Origin of the sequence: Halomonas sp. AOP12-B1-6 (assembly GCF_052379225.1) — a bacterium.
GTDB lineage: Bacteria > Pseudomonadota > Gammaproteobacteria > Pseudomonadales > Halomonadaceae > Vreelandella > Vreelandella casei.
Window position 1 is genome coordinate 171833 of the sequence record NZ_JBQSYK010000003.1, and the last position, 23143, is coordinate 194975.

The 23143-nt window shown below is 51.8% G+C and carries 21 protein-coding genes; 10 read left to right on the plus strand and 11 right to left on the minus strand.

Annotated features, from left to right (window positions below; all coding sequences use genetic code 11):
• Nucleotides 1-1437, minus strand: coding sequence for an alanine/glycine:cation symporter family protein (locus ACT3TR_RS09900; RefSeq protein WP_441684733.1), 1437 nt, complete (start codon nucleotides 1435-1437; stop codon nucleotides 1-3).
• A gap of 119 nt (nucleotides 1438-1556) precedes the next feature.
• Nucleotides 1557-2420: a LysR substrate-binding domain-containing protein gene (locus ACT3TR_RS09905; protein ID WP_444625325.1), complete on the minus strand. Its 864-nt coding sequence runs from the start codon at nucleotides 2418-2420 to the stop codon at nucleotides 1557-1559.
• Nucleotides 2421-2560: 140 nt separating this feature from the next.
• Here ACT3TR_RS09905 and ACT3TR_RS09910 point away from each other — a divergent pair, with 140 nt between their 5' ends.
• The gene (locus ACT3TR_RS09910; RefSeq protein WP_444625324.1) at nucleotides 2561-3772 is read left to right on the plus strand and encodes a TauD/TfdA family dioxygenase; all 1212 of its coding nucleotides are present in this window, start codon (nucleotides 2561-2563) and stop codon (nucleotides 3770-3772) included.
• 127 nt (nucleotides 3773-3899) lie between these two features.
• Here ACT3TR_RS09910 and ACT3TR_RS09915 read toward each other — a convergent pair whose 3' ends face one another.
• Nucleotides 3900-4856 (minus strand): LysR family transcriptional regulator, encoded by a 957-nt coding sequence (locus ACT3TR_RS09915; RefSeq protein ID WP_444625323.1) that lies wholly within the window; start codon nucleotides 4854-4856, stop codon nucleotides 3900-3902.
• 162 nt (nucleotides 4857-5018) lie between these two features.
• Here ACT3TR_RS09915 and ACT3TR_RS09920 point away from each other — a divergent pair, with 162 nt between their 5' ends.
• Nucleotides 5019-6092 carry a tartrate dehydrogenase gene (locus tag ACT3TR_RS09920; protein ID WP_441684726.1) on the plus strand — a complete coding sequence of 358 codons (1074 nt, stop codon included), beginning with the start codon at nucleotides 5019-5021 and terminating at the stop codon, nucleotides 6090-6092.
• A gap of 147 nt (nucleotides 6093-6239) precedes the next feature.
• On the opposite strand, the gene ACT3TR_RS09925 is transcribed toward ACT3TR_RS09920, so the two are convergent.
• The 8 genes from ACT3TR_RS09925 to ACT3TR_RS09960 form a co-directional block, all read right to left on the minus strand.
• Nucleotides 6240-7394, minus strand: coding sequence for an alpha-hydroxy acid oxidase (locus ACT3TR_RS09925; RefSeq protein WP_444625322.1), 1155 nt, complete (start codon nucleotides 7392-7394; stop codon nucleotides 6240-6242).
• An 8-nt stretch (nucleotides 7395-7402) separates the two neighbouring features.
• The gene (locus tag ACT3TR_RS09930; RefSeq protein WP_444625321.1) at nucleotides 7403-8386 is read right to left on the minus strand and encodes a 2-hydroxyacid dehydrogenase; all 984 of its coding nucleotides are present in this window, start codon (nucleotides 8384-8386) and stop codon (nucleotides 7403-7405) included.
• Between the two features lie 10 nt (nucleotides 8387-8396).
• On the minus strand, nucleotides 8397-9950 hold the full coding sequence (locus ACT3TR_RS09935) for a UxaA family hydrolase (RefSeq protein ID WP_444625320.1): 1554 nt from the start codon (nucleotides 9948-9950) through the stop codon (nucleotides 8397-8399).
• Nucleotides 9951-10016: 66 nt separating this feature from the next.
• Nucleotides 10017-10937, minus strand: coding sequence for a dihydrodipicolinate synthase family protein (locus tag ACT3TR_RS09940; RefSeq protein WP_444625319.1), 921 nt, complete (start codon nucleotides 10935-10937; stop codon nucleotides 10017-10019).
• A gap of 17 nt (nucleotides 10938-10954) precedes the next feature.
• Nucleotides 10955-12076, minus strand: coding sequence for a mandelate racemase/muconate lactonizing enzyme family protein (locus ACT3TR_RS09945; RefSeq protein ID WP_444625318.1), 1122 nt, complete (start codon nucleotides 12074-12076; stop codon nucleotides 10955-10957).
• Nucleotides 12077-12148: 72 nt separating this feature from the next.
• A complete protein-coding gene (locus tag ACT3TR_RS09950; RefSeq protein ID WP_444625317.1) occupies nucleotides 12149-13660 on the minus strand; it encodes a tripartite tricarboxylate transporter permease in 1512 nt (503 codons plus the stop codon).
• A gap of 23 nt (nucleotides 13661-13683) precedes the next feature.
• A complete protein-coding gene (locus tag ACT3TR_RS09955; protein WP_444625316.1) occupies nucleotides 13684-14163 on the minus strand; it encodes a tripartite tricarboxylate transporter TctB family protein in 480 nt (159 codons plus the stop codon).
• A gap of 24 nt (nucleotides 14164-14187) precedes the next feature.
• Nucleotides 14188-15156 carry a tripartite tricarboxylate transporter substrate binding protein gene (locus tag ACT3TR_RS09960; RefSeq protein ID WP_444625315.1) on the minus strand — a complete coding sequence of 323 codons (969 nt, stop codon included), beginning with the start codon at nucleotides 15154-15156 and terminating at the stop codon, nucleotides 14188-14190.
• A gap of 174 nt (nucleotides 15157-15330) precedes the next feature.
• Between ACT3TR_RS09960 and ACT3TR_RS09965 the strand changes: the two genes are divergently transcribed.
• From ACT3TR_RS09965 to ACT3TR_RS10000, 8 genes are all read left to right on the plus strand, one after another.
• Nucleotides 15331-17070: an IlvD/Edd family dehydratase gene (locus tag ACT3TR_RS09965; RefSeq protein ID WP_444625314.1), complete on the plus strand. Its 1740-nt coding sequence runs from the start codon at nucleotides 15331-15333 to the stop codon at nucleotides 17068-17070.
• A gap of 103 nt (nucleotides 17071-17173) precedes the next feature.
• The gene (locus ACT3TR_RS09970) at nucleotides 17174-17857 is read left to right on the plus strand and encodes a GntR family transcriptional regulator (RefSeq protein ID WP_444625313.1); all 684 of its coding nucleotides are present in this window, start codon (nucleotides 17174-17176) and stop codon (nucleotides 17855-17857) included.
• Nucleotides 17858-18067: 210 nt separating this feature from the next.
• A complete protein-coding gene (locus tag ACT3TR_RS09975; protein ID WP_441684720.1) occupies nucleotides 18068-18508 on the plus strand; it encodes a hemerythrin domain-containing protein in 441 nt (146 codons plus the stop codon).
• Nucleotides 18509-18683: 175 nt separating this feature from the next.
• Nucleotides 18684-19670, plus strand: coding sequence for a succinylglutamate desuccinylase (locus ACT3TR_RS09980; protein WP_444625312.1), 987 nt, complete (start codon nucleotides 18684-18686; stop codon nucleotides 19668-19670).
• Between the two features lie 256 nt (nucleotides 19671-19926).
• Nucleotides 19927-20697 (plus strand): ABC transporter ATP-binding protein, encoded by a 771-nt coding sequence (locus tag ACT3TR_RS09985; protein ID WP_441684717.1) that lies wholly within the window; start codon nucleotides 19927-19929, stop codon nucleotides 20695-20697.
• A gap of 15 nt (nucleotides 20698-20712) precedes the next feature.
• Entirely contained in the window at nucleotides 20713-21414 is a 702-nt protein-coding gene (locus ACT3TR_RS09990) for an ABC transporter permease (protein ID WP_441684715.1), read from the plus strand.
• Between the two features lies 1 nt (nucleotide 21415).
• The gene (locus ACT3TR_RS09995) at nucleotides 21416-22147 is read left to right on the plus strand and encodes an ABC transporter permease (RefSeq protein ID WP_441684713.1); all 732 of its coding nucleotides are present in this window, start codon (nucleotides 21416-21418) and stop codon (nucleotides 22145-22147) included.
• A gap of 173 nt (nucleotides 22148-22320) precedes the next feature.
• Entirely contained in the window at nucleotides 22321-23091 is a 771-nt protein-coding gene (locus tag ACT3TR_RS10000; protein WP_441684711.1) for a transporter substrate-binding domain-containing protein, read from the plus strand.
• Nucleotides 23092-23143: the final 52 nt, after the last annotated feature.

A 23143-nucleotide genomic window follows, 5' to 3' on the forward strand; every position in this document is an offset into this window, starting at 1 on the left:
TTACTTTTTCGGCCAAGCCTTTGGATCAACTTTATTGACCAGCTTAGGGAAACGGCTTGGGTCAAATACCGGCTCTTTACCCGCTTTCAGCTGCACTTCGTAGTCACGGAAAAGTGAGAAAGCCACCGGCGACAGCATCAAAATGGCCACCAAGTTAATAATCGCCATCATCCCCATTGAGAGGTCAGCGAAGTTCCAGATGGCGCCAAGACTGGCCACCGAACCCACCATAATCATCGCCAGCACTGCAAAGCGATAAATCATAATGGCCATAGGGGCACGGCGTCCGGCTAAATACTCAATATTAGACTCACCGTAAGAGTAGTTGGCAATAACCGACGTAAACGCAAACAGCAGAATCGCCACCGCGACAAACATACCGCCCCAGTCGCCTACGTGGCTGGATAGCGCCATTTGGGTTAGCTGAATGCCATTATTCTCATCACCTGACATTAGCTCTGGCCCGGCCATAATGATGATCGCCGCCGTTGCCGTACAGATGACGAGGGTATCTAAAAACACCCCCAGCATTTGGATAAAACCCTGCGCGGCAGGATGGTCGGGGCGCGTAGAGGCCGTTGCCGCCGCGTTGGGAGCAGAGCCCATACCCGCCTCGTTAGAGAAGAGTCCGCGCTGAATACCGTTCATTATCGCCTGAGAAACGGCGTAACCAACGGCACCGCCGGCTGCTTGCTCAAGACCAAAAGCACTGCGCAAAATCGTCATGATCGCGGCGGGAAATTCACTGATATTCAACCCCACCACGACCAGCGCCAGCACCAGATAAAGCAACGCCATCAGCGGTACAACCAGTTCAGCTACTTTGGCGATCGACTTTAAACCACCAAAAATGATCGGTGCGACCACCGCCATCAAGACTAACCCCATGGCCCAGGTGGGAATGGCAAATGCCTGTTCCATCGCCTGGGCGATGGAGTTGGCCTGAACACTGTTAAACGCCAATCCAAACGCAATAATCAAACAAATCGAAAACAGCATCGCCAACCAGCGTAAGCCAAGCCCTTTTTCAATATAGCGGGCCGGGCCACCGCGAAAGGTATTATCGCCATGGTCGGTTTTATACGCCTGAGCCAGCGTCGACTCTACAAAGCTGGTTGCCATGCCGACCATCGCGGTCATCCACATCCAGAAAATGGCGCCGGGGCCACCAAAATAGATCGCGACGGCCACGCCAGCAAGGTTACCCGTACCGACTCGCGCCGCTAAGCTGGTTGAAAGTGCTTGAAACGAAGAGATACCGCCGTTTGATTCGCGGGAGCTGCGCAGCAGCTTAAACATATGGCCAAAATAACGAACTTGAACACCGCGGGTCATAACGGTGAAGTAGATGCCAGCACCAATCAATAAGTAAACCAGTACGCTGCCCCACAGCAGTCCATTGCCACGATCCACTAGCGCTGCAAGAGAAAATTCCATATATCAGACGCCTTTTTTAGCATTGAAAACGCATCATTCTTCACGGTTGCACCAAAATGGCAAGCGCATTGGAAAAATGATGCCGGCCACAAGCTCACCAATCCAGCGTTAAAAGCAGCTTAACGTGACTCAACTAGCCACGCCCAAACCAAGGCAGCATCCTCATCTACGTGACGACGATTAGGGCGCACTAACCAAAAACGCTCATCACTCACTACGCTAAGCGCAAAGGGAGCGACCAGGTCCGTGCGCCGTTCCATTAAACGTCGATGGGTAAGCGCGACACCTCCACCCTGGCTAGCTAATACCAGCGTCATCACCTGGTTATCGCAGGTTATTGACCAACACCGTGCTTCCATATCCGCTACGTTTGCGGCCTGAAGCCAACCTGACCAGCCAATGCCAAACCCTGCTGCATGAAGCAATGTATGCCCAGCCAAATCGCTTGGTGACGCCAGTGTTTTAGCCAGCGCAGGCGAACAAACCGGCTGCAGTTGATCCTCACCTAGCGACTGCATATCAACACCGGCCCATTCCCCTTTGCCGTAACGAATTTCAATGTCAGCGCCTTCGGGGCCGAAATCATCCGGCCAGATCGCACTTACCAAGCGAACGGCCACCTGCGGATAGGCACGGTGGAAAGCAATTAAGCGCGGAGCCAGCCAGGACTGCTGAATCACCGGTGTCGTGCGTAGCGTGACCGGCTGCTCAGTGGTGCTGCCAAAGACTTCTAGCGTGCCTTCACTAATGCGCATGAAAGCATCATGAATACTCGGCATCCATGCCTGCCCGGCGGGCGTTAACGTCAAGCTACGGGCATGGCGCACAAACAATTTTTGACCTACGCGATCCTCCAACAGCCTAACACGCTGGCTGATGGCAGCCTGAGTGACGCCTAGCTCGTTACCTGCGGCGGTAAAACTCAATGTACGTGCCGCAGACTCAAAGGCCTGCAGCCATAACAACGGCGGTAATTGACCCATGAAAAAGCTACCTATAAGTAAAACGATGTCTTAGGGGTCAGATTAATCGTTTGTCACTGACGCGGCTACTCCTTCATCCTAAATAACAGTAATGCACCGCCCCCTAGACATTTCCGTCAAGGGAGTCATCTGGAGTTTTAATGAACAGCGCAATACAAACGATACCGTCGACAATAACGAGCAATGTTCACGCCCCAGACATGGGCGAATTAACCCCCTACCAAGCCGGGCCTGCACTCACCCAGGCGGCACTCGTCCAATATGGCATCTCACTTGAGTGGCAAGATGGCCAGCAAACCACCCTGCCCTTACTCTGGTTGCGCGATCACTGCGCCTGCCATGCCTGCCGTCATCCGCAGACACGCGAAAGGCTCTATCTGCCACTTGAAGCGATTTCTGAGCCGCCAAGCGTTGCGCTACGGGATGGCCACCTGCACCTGAACTGGCCGGATGGGCATGCCAGCGCGTTTCATTGCGGCTGGCTATATCAACGCCGCCCAGAAGCAAGCCTGAGCTCAGCGGTACCCAGCAGCATCGCGTGGAATGATAACTTTGCGCCTGAGCGTATCAGTCACAGCGATTTTTTAACGCCTCAAGGTGAGAAAGCCTGGCTCACCGCCATGCTACGCGATGGGCTGGCACTAATGACGGATGGCCCCTTGGTAGAAGAGGAAGTGAGCCGTTTAGCTGAGCGTATTGGGCCGCTGCGTGCCACCAACTTTGGCGCTCGCTTCGATGTGCGCTCAAAACCCAACCCCAACAACGCGGCTTATACTGCGGTCGGGTTACCCCTGCATATCGATTTGCCCAACTGGCGCCAACCGCCGGATATTCAGTTGCTCTACTGCCTGCAAAACGACGCCAACGGTGGCGAATCACTGTTTGCGGATGGTGCCCGCGTCGTCGAAGCCCTACGCCAGAAAGACCCGGCGGCGTTAGCCATTCTCAGCGGGACACCGATTGATTTCCGCTTCCAGGATGAAACCCACGATATTTCTATGCGAGCACCAGTGGTCACACTGGATTGCGCCGGCAACCTTGTTGAGATGCGCCTAAATAACTGGATTCGCGACGCCCTTCATCTACCCGTGGAGCAAATGGAAGCTTGGTACAGCGCTTACGCTCTACTGTGGAAGCTGTTTCACAGCGAAGCACATCAGTTAGAGTTCACGCTTCGCCCGGGGCAGATGGTGGCGTTTGATAATCGCCGTGTGCTTCATGGTCGTCGTGAGTTCGACCCCAACAGCGGCGCACGCCATTTGCAGGGCACCTACCTCGACCGCGATATGCTGGCTTCACGCCTTCGCGTGCTCGCCCGCAATAGCGATCGTTCAACCGTTACCTGCGAATAATTTACGGCGGTTACAACATCTTAGACGTGGATTTTGTCACGCACAACGCAAATGGATAGTTCGACAGAAGCGCGTCTACAACAGCGTGCGGCAGAGCTAGACTTCCCGACCGATGAGCTCATCGAGGTTACTCAGGGCGATTCGTGCCCGGACCGCTAATCGTTTCTTCTGGCAATGCCGACACTCGCCCGACCATTTCGCGTTGCGCAAAATCAATAAAGGCGCGCAGCCTGGCGGGCACGTGGCGGCGCTGCTCAAACACCGCGTAAAAGTCTGCTCGTACGCCTTGCCAGCTAGGCAGTAACGCCATTAATTCGCCGCTGGCAAGGTGCTCATTAACATCCCACCACGAACGCAACATGACACCGTGTCCATCCAGCGCTAACCGGGTGATCACCTCCGCATCATTGCTTGCCAACCGACCGCTGACTTTGACCGACTGTACCTTGGCAGGCTGACCGCATTGCTCAAAGCGCCACACTGGAAAATCGCTGTCGTTCTCACGGATCACTAAGCAAGCATGCTGCTGCAGGTCTGCGGGCGTTTGAAGCGTTGGTGCCTGGGCGGTATACGCAGGTGATGCGCAGAGCACGCGCCGATTCGTTAAAATTCGCCGGGCGACCAAGCGCGACTCTGGAGGCTCGCCAATGCGAATGCCAATATCAAAACCGTGATCGCTCAAATTAAGCGGAAAGTTAGTGAGCTCGAGCCACCCTTCTACGTCTGGATGCTGGGCACAGAAACGTGACAGCAAAGGAGCAATGTGGCGACGGCCAAAGCCAAAGGTGGCGTTAATGCGTAGCCTGCCGCTAAGCGCCTGGTTGATACTCTCGCCCAATGAATTTTCCAGTTCATCAAGCTCGTCTAAAATCAGTGCCCCACGTGCAAAATAGCGTTCGCCCTCGGCCGTCAGCGTTAAGCGCCTTGTGGTACGGGCAGCCAACTCGACGCCTAAACGCCCTTCAAGCATTTTTAATCGCTTGCTCACCGCTGACAGCGAAAGGCCAAGCTCGCGTGCCGTCGCCGTTAAACTCCCGGCACGGGCTAAATGCTGAAAAAAAGCCAAATCATCCAACTGAGCCATCTAACACCTCGGCTATTCTCTACTTTCAAGCAACAATAACTTGAATAATAGCCTGATTATCTCTTAACAAATAGCCGCTACACTCAGTTCTGATAGTGCTTTATGTTTCAGTATTCATGCCTCTGAACTGATATTGAATAACAAACAATGTAAGGAGTTACCATGGCTCATACGATTGCGGTCATTGCTGGCGACGGCATTGGCACCGAAGTAATGCCTGAGGGCATTCGCGCGCTTGAAGCTGCTGCCAAGCGCTTCAATATTGATCTTGAATTTAGCGTCTTTGAATTTGGTAGCTGCGACTACTATTTAGAACATGGCAAGATGCTGCCGGATGACTGGTTCGAGCAGCTAAAAGATTTCGATGCGCTCTTCTATGGTGCCGTTGGCTGGCCTGAAAAAGTGCCTGACCACATATCACTGTGGGGTTCATTGCTCCAATTCCGCCGCCAGTTCGATCAATACATTAACCTGCGTCCTTGCAAACTGATGCCCGGCATTAAGAGCCCGCTAACAGGTCGCGAAGCGGGTGATATCGACTTTTATGTAGTTCGCGAGAACACCGAAGGCGAGTACTCAAGCGTTGGCGGCAAGATGTTTGAAGGCACTGATCGTGAAGTCGTCATTCAAGAAACTATCATGACCCGCACCGGCGTCGATCGCGTGCTGAAATATGCGTTTGAGCTGGCCCAAACACGCCCACGCAAAAAGCTGACCTCGGCGACCAAGTCCAACGGTATCTCAATCACTATGCCCTATTGGGATGAGCGCGTAGTCGAAATGTCGAAAGGCTACCCAGAGATTGCCGTGGATAAATTTCATATCGATATTCTGACCGCTAACTTTGTACTTCATCCGGACTGGTTTGACGTGGTGGTGGGCAGCAACCTGTTTGGCGATATACTTTCTGACTTAGGTCCCGCCTGTACCGGCACTATCGGCATTGCACCGTCGGCCAACATTAACCCAGAAGGCAAATTCCCGAGCCTGTTCGAGCCAGTTCATGGCAGCGCACCTGATATCGCAGGCAAAGGTGTCGCCAATCCTATTGGCCAGATATGGTCAGGTGCCATGATGCTTGAACACTTAGGCTACAAGGAAGCCGCCGACGCTATAGTAACGGCGATTGAGGAAGTACTCAGCGAAGGCGATAGCCAAGTACTTACTCGCGACGTGGGCGGGCAAGGCACCACCGCAAGCCTGGGCCGGGCAATTGCCGATAAGCTTGCGGTCTAAAACTGAACGCGGCGCTCAGGCTTTAAATACTTATTTTTAAATACTTATATTGTAAATACTTTGCTTTAAATACATAGGTTTAAGATCTGAGCCTGAACGACTGAGCAATGACGCTAAGCGCGTGCGCCTATAGGCCCACGCGCTATTTTAGGGTCGGGCCACCAAATGCTCAGGTGCAAGCTGGCCAATATCAGTCACCCCCATTAATGCCAAATCGCGGACAACCTCTTCACGCAACAAATTCAATGCATGCGTCACGCCCGCCTCACCTGCATAAGCGGCCGCGTAGTTAATCGGTCTGCCAATGAATACAAAGTCTGCCCCTAACGCTAACGCTTTAATAATGTCCGTGCCGCGTCTAAAACCGCTATCGACCATCACCGGGATATGCTCCACAGCCTGGACAATATCAGGCAGCGCATCGAGTGCCGCAACACCACTATCGAGCTGCCGACCACCGTGATTGGACACAATGACAGCGTCGCCTCCCAGCGCTTCAACTCGCCGTGCGTCCTCAGGATGCAGAATCCCTTTGACGATCAACTTGCCTGGCCATAGCGCCCTCACCCGCTCAAGGTAGCTCCAGTCGAGATGAGTGCGGCCAGAGAAATCGCGAGTGACATTCTTGGAGATAACCGCAATGCCCCGCTGGGCATAGTTATTCTCAAAATGCGGTATGCCGTGATGATAGAGCGTGCGTAGAAAAGTACCGAAGAGCCAGCGTGGTCGAATAATGCCATCCCAGGCCAGCCGCAAACTCGGCCGAAGCGGCGATGAAAAACCGCTGCGGCGATTATTGTCACCATTAGGTGGCACGGCATAATCCACCGTAATCACTAAGTTGCGGTATCCCGCCCGCTCGACTCGAGCAAGCAATGCTTCAATCTCATCAAGCGTGCCGGGCAAATAAGCCTGGAACCAGTCGGTGGGCCCATCCTTCTGAACAGTTTCAAGAGGGATAAGCGAGCTTCCGCTAAGTATCATCGGAAGCTTGGCTTTAGCCGCCGCGCGCGCCTGCACAAGATCACCGCGGTAAGCCGTTAAGGCGCTAATCCCCATGGGAGCAATGCCAAAGGGCGCGCTATAGCGCTGGCCTAAAAGCTCAGTTTCAATCGAGATTGCAGACACATCAACTAGGGCTCTAGGCCGCAAGGCATAGCGATCAAACGCCTGCCGATTGGCTAACTGCGTTTTACCCTCTTCTGCACTGTTAGCCACATAGCCAAACAGCGGCCTAGGTAAGTGTTTATGAGCTACGCGTTCAAAGTCCTGCAGGTTGCCGATTTTTTTTAGTTGCTTCACACCATTTCCTATTGGGTCTTCGTCCACGCGTTGGGGTTTACCATATTAGGAGGGGGTTTACGCTTCAACGCAATCAACAAATTGTCGATAGCCAACTGCGCCATTACCGCTCTCGTTTCATGCGTAGCTGAGCCAATGTGGGGCAGCACCACCACTTGTGGTAACGCTAATAGCGGAGAATCTTTTGCAAGCGGTTCTTGTTCGAAAACATCCAGGCCAGCTCCAGCAATATCGCCCGCCTGCAGCGCTTCAATCAACGCCTTTTCATCGACGACCGCACCACGGGAGATATTGACAAAGATAGCGGAAGGCTTCATCGAATTAAACGCATCGCGGCCGAACAAGTGCCGAGTGTCCTGCGTCAAAGGTACCGTGACGCAAACAACATCAGAAAGCTCGAGCAAGGCCTGTAGTGAACAGCGCACGACACCCAGATCCTTTTCTAGCTGAGGTTTTGGGGAAGCGTTACTGTACAGAACGGGCATACAAAACCCTAGCGCCCCACGACGCGCAACGGCTGACCCGATCCGTCCCAAACCAACAATACCTAGCGTTTTACTATGCACATCGCGCCCGAACTGCAGCTCACCAATATGCGATTCCCACTTTCCGTCACGCACCCAACGATCTAACTCGGCAATACGCCGCGAGGCGGCCATAATTAGCGCAAACCCCGTATCGGCAGTGGACTCAGTGAGCACGTCCGGTGTATTACAAAGCGCAATGCCACGGCGTGTCATAGCATCGATGGGAAAGTTGTCATATCCCACCGAGATAGTGGCTATCACCTCCAAGCTAGACGCCCGATCTAAGAAGGCCTCATCGATCGACAGCTTCCCACCAATAAGACCATGAGCCTGCTCCATCGAATGTAAAAAGGCTGGCATATTGCCGTCATCAAGCTCAGGAAAGTAATCAACGTGATATTCCTGCTCCAACTGCGCTAGGTGTTCGGCATGAAGACGACGTAAGGCTACGATACGCTTTTTCATCGCTAATCTCCTAGCTCATAATACCGATATGCCATGGCACGAACTCATTATCACCTAGCCCCAACAGCTCACTTTTGGAACGTTGCCCTGATGCTGTTGCTAACATCAAATTAAAAATACGTTGGGCCATCTCCTCGATATCACAATCACCATCTAATATGGCGCCACAGTTAAGGTCCATATCATCACTCAGCCTTTCAAACATCGGCGTATTAGTCGCAAGCTTGATGCTAGGCGTGGGTTTGGCCCCAAACATAGAGCCACGACCTGTCGTGAAAGCAATTAAATTAGCTCCACCGGCAATTTGGCCGGTAATGGAAACAGGGTCATAGCCAGGAGTATCCATGAACACAAGCCCTTTAGTCGTCACCGGTTCAGCATAGCGATAAACCTCCATTAGAGGCCCCGTACCGCCTTTCATTGACGAACCCAGCGACTTTTCAAATATGTTAGCTAACCCACCCATCTGATTGCCTGGGCTAACTTTGCCATTGATCTGCACATCCCGCCCTACAGAGTACTCATCCTTCCACCAGCGAACTCTCTCGATTAGCTTTTCCCCCACCTCGCGGTTGGCCGCACGTCGTGTCAGCGTGTGTTCTACACCGTAAATTTCAGGAGTTTCCGAAAGAATCGCTGTTCCTCCGTGGCGTGCCAGCAGATCAACAGCGCGGCCAAGCGCCGGATTAGCGGTAATAGAGGAAAAACTATCAGAACCACCACACTGCAGCCCAACGGTAAGGTGCGCAGCAGAAACCGGCTGACGAAGAATCTTATTGGCTTTGGGCAACAACGACTTTACCGCGTCAATACAAGCAGCAATTGTTTTAGCAGTGCCTCCCATCGATTGCATAGTGAAGGTTTGTAACCGCTCCCCAGCATTCAGCCCTTGCTCTTCCATTAAGCCTTCAAGCTGATTACGCTCACAGCCCAAACCAACGATCAGAACAGCCGCAAAGTTGGCATGGCGTGCATAGCCCGCAATAGTACGGCGCAGCAGCGCCATTGGCTCACCAGACATCTCCATGCCGCAGCCCAATGAATGAGGAAAAGCGACGACGCCATCAACATGAGGGAAATCCACCATACGCTCGTCGGTGAACCAGTCGGCTACTTTGCGCACCACCGTCGCGGAACAGTTTACGGTTGACAGAATAGCGATGTAATTACGGGTTCCTACCTGCCCATTCTCGCGCAAGATGCCCTCGAAAGTAGCGACATCTTTAGCAGATACAGGCACGATCGGTACAAACTCCTCGGCATGACGATAATCACGGTCAAACTCTTCAAAGGCCACGTTATGGCTATGCACTAGTTCTCCAGGCGCGATATCTTGGGCGGCAAATCCAATCGTTACGCTGTACTTGAGAATGGGCTCTCCTTTCAAGATCGTACGAGTCGCCAGCTTGTAGCCCGCGGGTACACTCTCAAGACTGGTAATCGCCTCACTGACAACCACCGTATTTTCAGGAATTTCAAAGCGAGCAACGATAACGTTATCACTCGGGTGTAAACGAATAGTAGCTGAGGCAGGTTGGCTGCCCGACTTAAAAAAAGTGGTCATGTTGGTAATCCCGGTCGTATCACTGGCTGTCATGACGACAGCCATGTTGTCTTTATTAGAATTGGCCTAGCGGGGATAATCGCGCATCGTAAAACCGATTGACGTTAGCGCACTGTTCAGCTCTTGCTGCTTGGTAGAATCTAGCTCTACCAACGGAGGACGGACACGGCACCATGGGCCATCGCCGCTGTATTGCGCGGTAGCGGCCTTCAAGGCGGGAATCATAGGAAAGCATTCAAATACACGTCTCAGCGAAGAAATTGTTTCCTGCTGTTGATCAGCATCATGTGCTTGCCAGGTATTTGCCAAGGCTGCTATAGGCGCTGGGTTTACATTGGCAGTCGCGCTTATGCAGCCTGCACCTCCGGCCTGCATAGTCTGGAGCAGAAAGTGCTCGCTACCCGCGTAAATGGCCATATCAGCGCCAAAGTTATCAATCAATGCCGCTGTATTGGTCCAATCCCCCGAGCTGTCTTTAAGCCCGGCAATGGTATCGGGATAACGTTTCAGCAACCGCTCGACAAGCGCCAGCGTAATGGGAATCTGCGAAACAGGTGGAATATGGTAGAGATAAATCCTTAATGCGGACGATGCAACTCGCTCAATCACCTCAGAGAAGTAACGAAACAATCCCTCCTCAGAAACGCCTTTATAGAAAAAAGGAGGCAGCATTAACACGCCTGCAGTTCCCGCTTTCACGGCATGCTGAGTTAATTCAACCGTATCTCCAATAGTGCAGCTACCAACACCAGGCATCAGGCGATTAGAAGGCACACCGTCAGCCAATAAAGCATCAATTAACTGACGCTTTTCTGCCACGGTGAGAGAATTGGCTTCAGAGTTAGTGCCAAAAATGGCGAGGCCAACATCGCTACTTAGCAGCCACCGACAGTGGTTGATAAAACGTTCGACATCCGGCATTAGATCATCAGAAAACGGTGTGATGACCGGTGACCACACTTGTCCTGGCTGAGTATTCTGGCTCATCCTTATCCCCTTGATAGTTATTGCCACTCATCGACGGCGTAACGAGCGATGCTCTGCGAATCGAAATTGAATCCGAGTCCTGGGGCCGTCGGTAGTAACAAGCGCCCGTTTTCCGCAACCAGCTGCGTATCAATCAAGCGTCGAAAGTTAAGTACCTGGTCATCAGCAAAATACTCTACAAAAGGCGCATTTGGAGATGCCGCCACCAGGTGCACATGTAGATCGTGAAACCAGTGAGGGCAGACATCAACACCATAGCTGGAGGCCGTTGCTGCTATACGCCTGAACTCGGTCACTCCACCGCAGACGGCTGCATCGGTCTGTAAAATCATGGCCGCATCTTTGTCCAATAACTCTTTAAATCGCCAGCGCCCCGCCTCTATTTCGCCCGTGGCTACCGGAACCGGGGTACGTTCGGCTAGCCGACGATGATTATCAATGTCATCAGGGCTAAAGGGCTCTTCAATCCAATAAGGGTCATAAGGTTCTGCCATGCGCATAAATGCTAACGCCGAAGGCAGATCTCGCCATGCATTATTAGCATCCATCATCACCAACACATCAGGTCCAACGGCCTCGCGCACAGCGGCAAGGCGCGCTTCCTCTTTAGCCAGGGTTTCACGCCCTACTTTTAATTTAATAGCCTTAAAACCTTGCGCTACATAGCCGCGCATCTCATCGGCAAGATGCTCTGGTTGCTTACCCTCCAAATAATACCCACCGCTTGCGTAGGCTGCGACACTGTCCGATGCATGAGCGCCCAGTAACTTATAGAGTGGCAGCTCAACCTCACGAGCATTGTGATCCCACAAAGCAGTATCGATAATACTGATTGCTCGCATCACCGCTCCCGTGCGGCCATGTAGTAGCGCTTCCTGATACATTTTCTGCCACAGCCCTTCCACCTGATAGGTTTCCTGGCCCAGCAATATCGGACGTAATAGCTCACGCACTGCATGGGTTACTAATCCACCTGCGTTACTGCCCCCATAGCAGAATCCAATGCCTTTATGTCCCGTATCTGAAGTGATCTCAACCAGCGCATAGTCACGCTGTAATACCTGCCGGCTAGAGAAGCTGGTGGGATTATCCAACGGGATACTAACCGTAATTGCTTTGACGTCTTTAATGATGCCCATAACACTCTCGCTTGTTATTCATCTAGTTATCATTATTGATAATCATCGAGTGATTGCGTTTCTAATAGCCCGTTATGCTTGGCTTGTACGACGGCTAAGACTCCGACGCAGCCAGCCCAACACTGGTGTCGCCTGAAGCACAGAGAACAGCGCAAGAATCAACAAAAACAGTGCAATCGGGCTTTTAGCAAAAATCATGAAGCTACCACCGCCAATCAGCATTGACTGCTGGTAGCTGGTTTCCATGACAGGTCCAAGAATCAGCCCGACAACCATAGGAGCAGGCGCCATACCTGCTTTGAGCATCCAGTAACCAAATAGGCCAAAGGCAAACATCAAACCGACATCGAAGAAGCTATTGTTGATAGCAAACGAGCCCACCACACACAGCACAATAATGGCACACGCCACAAATCCATCAGGCACTTTGGTCACAGCAACGCACATGCGGGTGAACATTAACCCCACGCCAAGCAGTGCAAAGTTAGCAATGATGACGGCCCAAATCAGTGTGTAGGTAACTTCGCCATGCTCTGTTAGTAGATTGGGCCCAGGTAGAATCCCATGAACCATTAAAGCGCCTAGCAGAATGGCCGTAGACGAGCTGCCGGGTATGCCCAGTGCAATCGTTGGGATCAGCGCACCACCTACTACAGCATTATTGGCTGACTCTGGCGCAGCAAGCCCTGCCAAATCTCCCTTACCAAAACGACTCTTATCCTTGGCAAAGCGCTTGGCCTCGTTATAAGCAAACCAACTGGCAGTATCGCCACCGGTACCGGGTATCAGGCCCGTAATAATCCCGATCACGCCAGAGCGCCCAATGTTGGGCATCAAAGTCTTAATATCGGCCCACCGAGGCATCAATTTATCGGTAATTTTATTGGCAATTTTCTTTTCCCCCTGACCACTCTTTTCTATCAGCAGCAGTGCCTGGGGAATGGAGAAAAGTCCAATCAGTGCCACCGTAAAACTGATGCCTGAAAAGAGATTCATTTGGCCAAATGTCATACGAGGCGTGCCGGTTATCAGATCCATCCCCACGGTGCTCACGAGCAAGCCAATACCGCCAGAAAGAAGCCCCGATATCACTGAGCCCTGGGACAAAGAGCCGATAATTGTGATACCCAAGACGGCCACAGCAAATAGCTCGATTGGGCCGAATTTGAGTACTACAACGCCCAGTAGTGGAGCGGCCACTAACAGCGCGATCCCACTCATTAAGCCTCCACAAAACGATGCAAACAGTGAGACCCCTAATGCTTTACCGGCTTTGCCCTGCTGAGATAGAGGATAGCCATCCAAAACGGTGGCCGCTGCGGACGGTGTTCCCGGGGTATTAAGCAAAATAGCGGAGATGGAACCACCGTATGACGCACCCAAATAGAGCGATGCCAACATGCTAAGTCCGGCACCAGGTTCCATGCTAAACGTTACAGGCAGTAATAAAGCCAGTGCCATTGTGGCTGAGAGGCCAGGCATAGCCCCCACAAACATTCCTAGCAACGTGCCGCCAATGATTAGCAGCAGATTTGACCAAGACAAAACATTGGCAATACCTGCCATCAACATACTCGAGTCCATGACTCACTCCATATGCAGGATGATTACAAAAACGTGGGAAGCATGGGCATGTTAAGGCCTAGAAAGTAGAAAAATACTAAGCCTATCGTGCCCAAAAGCGCTCCGGAGCCTACAAGCGCATAGCGAACGCCCACTTCACGGACAATGAGTAACGCAAGCCCCATAAACATCGCTGATGCAATAAAATAACCAACCACGCCAATGCTATAGGCATACATCAGAGCAACGGCATAAATGCTGAATGCTTTTACGTATCGCCCGTAAGCGCTTGGGGCAGCGGCAGTGATACTGCTGCTAAACGTCGATGTACCAACCGCCGTTCGCCGCAGTTTTCTGATCGACCAAACTTGCTGAACGATCCACGCCAAAGACAAAAGGCCAACAGCCGTGGAAAAAATCAGCGGAATTTGAGCCGCTCGCGCCGGATACTCGATGTTGTGGATAAAAAAGAATATCGCCAAGCACACTCCAAACACGCCTAGCGACAAGCGACTCATATTCATATCAGCATGCTCCTAGCGTTTTAATCATTCGGCATCTTCATCCAGCTCATCCCAAATCGCGGAGAAGCTCTCTTCCATATTCTTCATCATTTCCATGTAGTCATCTCCGGTCACAATATCGATATAAAAAGCACGCTCTTCAGCGCGCTGAAGAAACTCTTCATTCGTCGCAAGCTCTTCAAAAGCGGCAATAAGCTCATCCCTCGCCTGATCTGGAATGCCCGCAGGCGCGCTGTAGCCCCGTGATGAACCATTCACGACGTCGTAACCGATTTCTCTAAGCGTGGGCACATCAGGAAGCATCGGGAGACGTTCGGCAGATAACACAGCCAGAGCGCGCAAACTATCGGCTTGCAGATGCCCGTAAACGATACCCACGTTGTTAAACGACGCATCAATTTGGCCACCCATCGCGGCCGTTGCCGAAGGGCCATCGCCGGCAAAGGGAATTTTCTCGAAGCTTAGCCCTGATGCGTTTTCCACCATGATCGTGGAAAAATAATCGTCGCCACCAATCCCCGAGTTACCAATAGTGATGCGCCCTGGAGTCTCCTCAGCGGCTGCCAGCAGCTCCTCAATGGTTTGGTAAGGGCTATCGGGGTGCACCACGATCACACCAGGGTCTGTCACCACATTCGCGATGGGCGTTAGCTGATCAATGTTGTAAGAGATCGAGTCATTAATGATGTAGTTGGTCATTAACATCGGTGTATTGGTAATGCTGATAACTGAACCATCGTTAGGCGATTGATGGGTCAATCGCGTCCAGGCGATAGCCCCCGTTGCTCCCGGAATGTATTCATTGATGAAGTTGACCCCGAGAATTTCCCGAAGATACGGATGGGCCAGTTGAGCAAGCGCATCACTACCACCCCCTGCCTGAAATCCCTGCAATACGCGAATTTCATCGGTCACGGAGTACTCAGCATGTACTGCCAAAGGAACAGCGGCTGCTGCTACGAGTATGGAAATTGAAAGTAGTTTGGTCTTCATTATTGCCACCTTTTTTATCGTATTTGTCATGGTGCTTAGGCTGTGATGCATGTGGACTTTTATTTGGCATGCATGGAAAAAACTAGTACATTGACAATAAGATTGTCAATAATCTTGTTAACAACAATACTAAAGTCCAGCGTGACCGTTTGATCCACAGAGAAGGGGTTTGCCATGACAACTAACAATCACAATCACTCCCAAGGAATGCGTAAGGGGCTAACAAACTACGGCGATGAAGGGTTTTCACTGTTCCTACGCAAAGCTTTTATTAAGGGCATGGGCTACACCGACGATGCTTTGTCGCGTCCGGTGATCGGTATTGCCAATACTTACAGCGGTTACAACGCCTGCCATGGCAATGTTGCGGGATTAGTGGAAAGTGTTAAGCGGGGTGTCATGCTGGCAGGAGGATTACCGGTCGATTTTCCAACCATTTCTTTACACGAATCTTTTTCTCATCCGACCAGCATGTACCTGCGCAACCTCATGGCGCTGGATACAGAGGAGATGATTCGTGCTCAGCCGATGGATGCCGTGGTACTGATTGGCGGCTGTGACAAGACCGTCCCAGCGCAATTAATGGCAGCAGCAAGCGCAAATGTTCCCGCTATTCAATTGGTAACGGGCCCTATGCTAAGCGGCTCACACCGCGGCACACGCGTTGGCGCCTGTACAGACTGCAGACGCTATTGGGCCGCCTATCGCGGCCAGGAGATTGATGAGCAAGAAATCACAGAGGTAAACGATAAGCTGGTACCAACCGTAGGAACATGTTCGGTAATGGGAACCGCCAGCACTATGGCCTGCTTAGCGGAAGCAATGGGCATGATGCTGCCCGGCAGCGCCACGGCACCCGCTGTATTTGCTGACCGGCTCCGCATTGCCGAGCAAACGGGTACTGAAGCCGTGCGTCTCGCAGTAGAGCAGATTACGCCGCAAAGCATCATGACCGAGGAGGCCTTTGAAAATGCATTGCGTGTGCTCCTCGCTTTAGGCGGTTCTACGAATGGTCTTATTCACATGGCCGCTATCGCGGGCCGGCTGGGTATTGATATCGATCTTGAGCAGTTTGACCGCATGAGCCGTGAAACCCCGGTATTGGTCAATCTTAAACCGTCGGGCGAACACTATATGGAGCATTTGCATCAGGCCGGTGGATTAGCAGCATTGTTACGAGAAATTCGCCCGTTGCTACACCTAGATGTAGTCACCATCAATGGTCGCACGCTCGGTGAAAACCTAGATTCCAGTCCGCATATTCTCAATCAGCAAGTTGTGCGTAACAAAGAAAACCCAATTTATGCACAGGGAGGCATGGCGGTTGTAAAAGGTAACTTGGCACCCGGCGGTGCAATCATTAAACAGTCAGCAGCCTCCGCGGCATTAATGTGTCATACCGGTCGTGCGGTCGTTTTTACCGGTTTAGAAGATCTTGCCAAACGTATTGATGATCCTGCGCTTGATGTTAAAGCAGATGATGTGCTTGTCTTACAAAACATAGGCCCCAAAGGAGCCCCAGGAATGCCTGAAGCTGGCTATATCCCTATCCCTAAAAAACTTGCTGCTCAGGGTGTGAAAGATATGGTTCGGATTTCGGATGGGCGGATGAGCGGAACGGCATCAGGCACAATCGTACTCCACGTTTCTCCTGAGGCTGCAGAAATGGGACCGCTTGCGCTGGTACAAAACGGCGACCTGATTCAGCTAGACGTGACTCAACGCCTGCTAAACTTAATGGTAGATGAGGCTGAGCTTAAGGCACGTAAATCATTATTAAAACCCACTATTGAGCCTGAAAAAGAACGAGGCTATCGCCGCTTGTTTCTAGAGCATATTCTTCAGGCAGAACAGGGCTGCGATTTTGATTTCTGCCGCCCGGCCAGCACTTCAAGAATACCTAGAGGTCATTAGTTACGCCTGCTAAGCAGTTCTTGCTACCATTATCGGTATCCAGCTTGAATGGATACCGATAATTAACTCCCTAATGCTTCGGCAAGGATGACAGCCATTACTTATGACACAGCTCAACTACGCCTCCTCTCCCTCTGAAACGTTTGGCATCGATCAAATCGTCAAAGCAGTCGAAGAAGACATTGTATTAGGACGGCTCAATCCTAAGGAAAGGCTGGTAGAGGAAGATCTCATTGAGCGTTTCAACTGCAAACGCCACGCCGTTCGCCAAGCACTGTTCCAACTTGAAACTATTGGACTGGTCGAACGTATAAAAAATCGCGGAGCATTCGTAAAAGCTTACACTCCAGCAGAAGTAGAACAGCTCTATGCAATGCGGGAACTGTTAGAAACGGCAGGTGCACGGTCGATTCCTCTCCCCGCCCCGCCTGAAATGCTAGCGCAATTGATCGTGATTCAGGAACAGCACAGTGACGCTATTAAGCAACAAGACCTACATCGCGTATTCCGGCTTAACATTGCGTTTCATCGCACGTTATTTTCGGCGACTGGCAATAGCTACCTGTCAGACTGTATCAACGAATTTGCCCAAAAAGCGCACTCTATAAGGTTTATGGCAATTTCCGATGCCGCCAGCCTTCAGCTCGCTTGCAACGAGCATTTTGCGATGATTGACGCCATTCAAAAGCAAGATCGCGACCGGCTTTGCCAGCTATGCATGGAGCACTTAATTCCCTCTAAAGAACGCTATCTAAGTTTGGCCCGCTTAAAAACACGCTCGAATTGAAAAGAGATGGTCTGATTATGATCAATCATTTTATTCATGCTGCGACGTGTATATAACCAAGCTCAATAGCATAGCGTGATATAGCAACGCCTATAGTAAGTGAAATTGTTCAAGAACCACGACGCCAGCGAGCGGCGTCACCTTGCACTTTACGCCATCCACCACTAGCTTTGTCATGCCAACCCCTGAAACGTTTCCAAGGAGCTAGGAATGACGATTTTTGAAGCCCTGCGCAAGGATCATGATATTCAGCGCGACCTGCTCGCCCAGTTAGTTGAGACTCACGGCGACAGTGAAGAGCGCGCTAACCTGTATCAGCAGGTGCGGGCTGAATTGCACGGCCATGCGGCGGCGGAAGAGCGGGCGCTGTATATCCCCATGATGGCCATTGATCTCACCCAAGAAAAAGCGCGCCACAGCGTGGCTGAGCACCATGAGATTGACGAGCTATTAGAGCTGCTTGATGAAACTGAATATAGTGCGACTCACTGGCTGACCCATGCTAAACAGCTGCAGCATTTAGTGACCCATCACCTGGATGAAGAAGAGCAAGAAGTTTTCCAGCTGGCTGGGCGTGGGCTTGAAGACAAACAAAAAACCTCTCTCGCCAGCGAGTATCAGCAAGAGATGAAGCGCCAGCGTTCAGCCTAACCTGACATTCCTTCTGCAAAAAAAGCGCTCATGCCTAGCATGGGCGCTTTTTCATTGTTTCATGATTAAACTGGGCTTTTTCACGCGAACGACCTATGGGTTTGTCACACTCGCTCAACGTGCTAAACCTAGGCTCACGGTTATACTGACAACCACACGGATGAAGGAACCAACAATGCTAGGCCACTGGCTCGATTGGTCGCTTGACGGGCAGCCCCCCGCCTCTCGCAGCGGCGCTTTTAGAAGCGGAACGTATTCTTTACACGCGCCTGGCATTATGGAGCTCACCCCTCATCAGCCAAGCGCTGATGCCCACGCTTGCATCTTTTCAGCAGCGATCCACGGCAACGAAACGGCGCCGGTTGAGCTGATCGGTGAGTGGCTAAGCGCTTTGGAAGCAGGCACCGCGACGCTGGGCGCGCCCGTGTTAGTCATTCTAGGCAACTTGCCTGCGCTTAAGGCTCAGCAGCGCTTTCTCAGCACCAATTTAAACCGCCTGTTCAACCGCGAGCTAACAGTTGAAGGCCCAGAACCTGATCGCGCCCGTGAACTAATGGACGCGGTCGATCATTTTTATACCCGCCATACCGATCGCCCCAAGCTGCATTACGACCTTCATACCGCCATTCGAGGCAGTCGCTACCCACGCTTTGTCGTGGAGCCCTTTGCGCAATCAGCGACCGCCCCTTCGCAGTGGAGCTGGTTCGCCGCGGCGGACATGCAGGCAGTGCTGCATCAACATCAGCACAGCTGGACATTCTCTCACTACAGCAAGCATTATCACGCAGCCCAGGCGTTTACTATTGAGCTGGGGCGTGTCGCACCTTTTGGCCAAAACGACATGGCATCGCTGGCACCCATGCGTGCGCTGCTTACATCACTGAGTGAAGGTCATCAGCCAGCAGGTAAGCCAGCGTCACAGATGGTGTTTTTTCAAGTTCACCACGAACTCATGCGCCACTCTGACGATTTCCAACTCTGTTTTGGCGACGACACGCTCAATTTCAGCCGCTTCGAACCCGGCACGCTGTTGTCTCAAGACGGCACTGCGGGTGATTTTCGAGTAGGCGATACGCCTCTTTGCGTGGTGTTTCCTAACGCCAACGTTGAAGTGGGCGCTAGGGCAGCATTATTAGTAGCACCCATTTCAGCGCAATCTTAAATCAGTACAATTTTAAGAGCATCACGAAAGAACTGAGAAAAAATGGGCTTTAAAACCGTATGAAAGTAAGCGATGTTGACAATAATAATGGCGAGAAGATCACAGGCCATTAAGCAAAGCGACCAGCGTCGAATGCTTAATGTCATAATTAGGGCGCGCGCAGCGTACCCAGCCTGATAGAATCGCCCCCTTTTTCGCGCCAGCCGCACCAAACAACCTACTGTTGCTGCGGCAACTCTGTACTGGAGCCAATGTTATGGCCGCTACGCCTACGCCCCTTGAAGTGCGTAATATTAAAAAGCGCTTTGGCGATACGGAAGTCCTAAAAGGCCTTTCACTGCAAGCCCAAAAGGGCGATGTCATCACACTGATTGGCGCCTCTGGGTCAGGTAAAAGTACCTTTTTACGCTGCATGAACCTGCTTGAGCAGCCCGACGATGGCGAACTCATTGTTCACGGCGAGTCAATCCGCTTTAAGACAACTAAACACGGCCGCGAGCCGGAAGATTGGAAGCAGGTCGTGCAGATGCGGGCCAAGCTTTCGATGGTGTTCCAAAGTTTCAACCTGTGGGCACACATGACGCTGCTGGAAAATATTATAGAAGCGCCAATCCATGTGCTGAAAAAACCCAAAAAAGAAGCCCTAGAGCATGCCCACGCCTTGCTCGATCGGGTTGGCTTAACGGCGCGCGCCAATGCTTACCCCGCGCAAATGTCAGGTGGTCAGCAGCAGCGTGGCGCGATTGCCCGTGCCCTGGCGATGGACCCAGAAGTCATGCTGTTTGACGAGCCCACCTCTGCACTTGACCCTGAGCTTGTCGGCGACGTACTCAAAGTCATGCACGGTTTGGCTGAAGAAGGCCGAACGATGGTCGTGGTGACACACGAGATGAGCTTTGCTCGCGATGTATCCAGTCAGGTTATTTATCTTCATCAGGGCTTAGTGGAAGAAGCGGGGCCACCGGATCAGGTGCTTGGCAATCCGCAGTCTGCGCGTCTGAAACAATTTTTAGCACCCAAATACTGATCTGCGAGGCTTACCATGCTTGATTTACAAGGTTATGGTCCCCGGCTGATCGAAGGGGCTGGCGTCACTATTCAGTTGGCGGTGCTATCGTTACTCCTGTCGATTATTTTGGGGCTGCTAACCGCCACCGCAAAGATGTCGCGTAATTGGTTTTTAAGGCGAACGGCTACTGTTTACACTACGTTAATTCGTGGCGTGCCTGATCTCGTGCTTATGATGCTGCTCTTTTTTGGCGGCCAAATTGGCGTGAATGCTATTAGCGACATGCTTTATTACAACTACGAGATCGATCTTTATATTAACTTCAATGCCTTCGCCGCCGGCGTGCTGACCATTGGCTTTATCTTTGGCGCCTATATGGGCGAGACCTTTCGCGGTGCCTTTATGGCGGTCGACAACGGCCAGATTGAAGCGGGTAAAGCCTACGGCATGAGTAGCAGCCTAGTATTTAGACGCATTCGTTTCCCGCAAATGATGCGCCATGCGCTGCCAGGGCTATCGAATAACTGGATGGTACTGCTGAAAACCACTGCGCTGGTGTCCGTTATTGGCCTGACCGATATGGTTCGCGTAGCCGCCGAAGCCTCCCGCGCCACTCACGAACCGTTTACCTTTTTGATTCCCGTCGCAGTGGTTTATCTGCTAATTGCCAGCGTATCTGAATGGATTTTTGCGCGCTTGCAGAAACGCTATGACATCGGCTTTGGAGGTCAGTGAGATGCTTGATATTTCTACTTGGTTTAATGACCTGCTCGCTGACAACACCATTTTTACCGCGAATACGCTGGGCTACTACTGGGAAGGCTTGGTCACCACCACACAACTGGTCTTTTTATCACTGATTGCGGGGCTGATTATTGCCGTGCCGCTGGCGATTATGCGCAGCTCAAAGCACAAATGGATTAGTTTGCCGACTTACCTGTTTACCTACGTATTTCGCGGCACGCCGCTGCTGATTCAGCTTTACATCATTTATTACGGCGTGGTGTTTATCGACGGCATTCAAGAGTCTTTTTTATGGCCCATACTGCGCGGCGCTTTTTACCCTGCGTTGATTGCCTTCACGCTGAACACTGCGGCATATACCACCGAGATTTTTCGCGGTGCGATCAAAGCGACGTCGCAAGGTGAAATTGAAGCCGCCCGCGCCTATGGCATGTCACAAAGCCTAATGATGCGGCGAATCATTTTGCCCAGCGCCTTTCGTCGTGCCCTACCAGCCTACGGCAACGAAGTTATCTTTATGCTGCATGCCAGTGCGATTGCCAGCGTAGTAACGCTGATGGATTTAACCGGTGCCGCTCGATTTGTGTACGCGCGTTTTTACGCGCCGTTCGATGCGTTTCTGTTTGTCGCCGCTATCTACCTGTGCTTAACGTTCGGAATTTTGTACTTTTTCCGTTTCTTAGAAAAACGCCTATTGGCGCACTTACAGCCGCAAACGCCGTAATCAATCAATGCTAGCCCCTGGGCCTGATAAGTTTGTGGCAGTAGCAAACCTAAATCTACCACCGTCAAACAAGCGTTGGTTTATAGCAGTAATTGCCTCTTTTCGTCTGCCACCAGCTGGGGTACGTTAAAGGGGATGATAATTAGTAAACCTGTTTTCTACGGAGTAGAAAAATGAAAAAACTAGTAACGGTTTCTCTTCTGGGCGTAGCCATCGCCGCAGCCTCCTCCGCCCAAGCGCGTGATTACGATAACGTGCGTATTGGCGTAGACGTTCCCTATGAGCCGATGGAATTTCGCACCGCTGAAGGTGAGCTTACCGGCTTTGATATCGACCTTGGCAACGAGCTGTGCGATCGCATGGGCGTTACCTGCGAATGGGTCGAGCAAGAGTGGGATGGCATTATTCCAGGCTTAATGTCACGCAACTATGACGCCATCATGTCGTCGATGACCATCAACGATGAGCGTCGTGAGCAGGTGCTGTTTTCTGACGCCTACATCACTATGCCGTCAGCCTGGTTCGCCGCCAGCGACCTGGACATCAGCGAAGCGAATGAAGAAACGCTGGAAGGCATGACCATCGGCGTTCAGCGCGGCACCTTGCAAGATAACTACGTCACGGACAACTTTAGCAGCGTCGCCGAAATCAGCCGCTACTCTACGGCTGACGACATGGTGCTGGACATGGAAGCCGAGCGTCTGGACATCGTTTTCCTCGACTTCCCGATTGGCAAAACAACGCTGCTTGAAAGCGACGACGCTGACTATGTGGTGATCGGTGAGCGCATTAGCGAACCCAAGGAATACTTCGGCGATGGCTTTGGTATCGCCTTCCGTCAGCGCGATGAAGCGCTAGCCGAGAAATTCAACGAAGCGCTGGCTGAAGTACAAGAAGACGGCACCTACGACGAAATCTTTACGCGCTACTTCGGCGAAGAGTAATCGCAGCACTCAGTGGGTAGTCTCCTGCTTAACGAGTAATAAGTGCTATCGT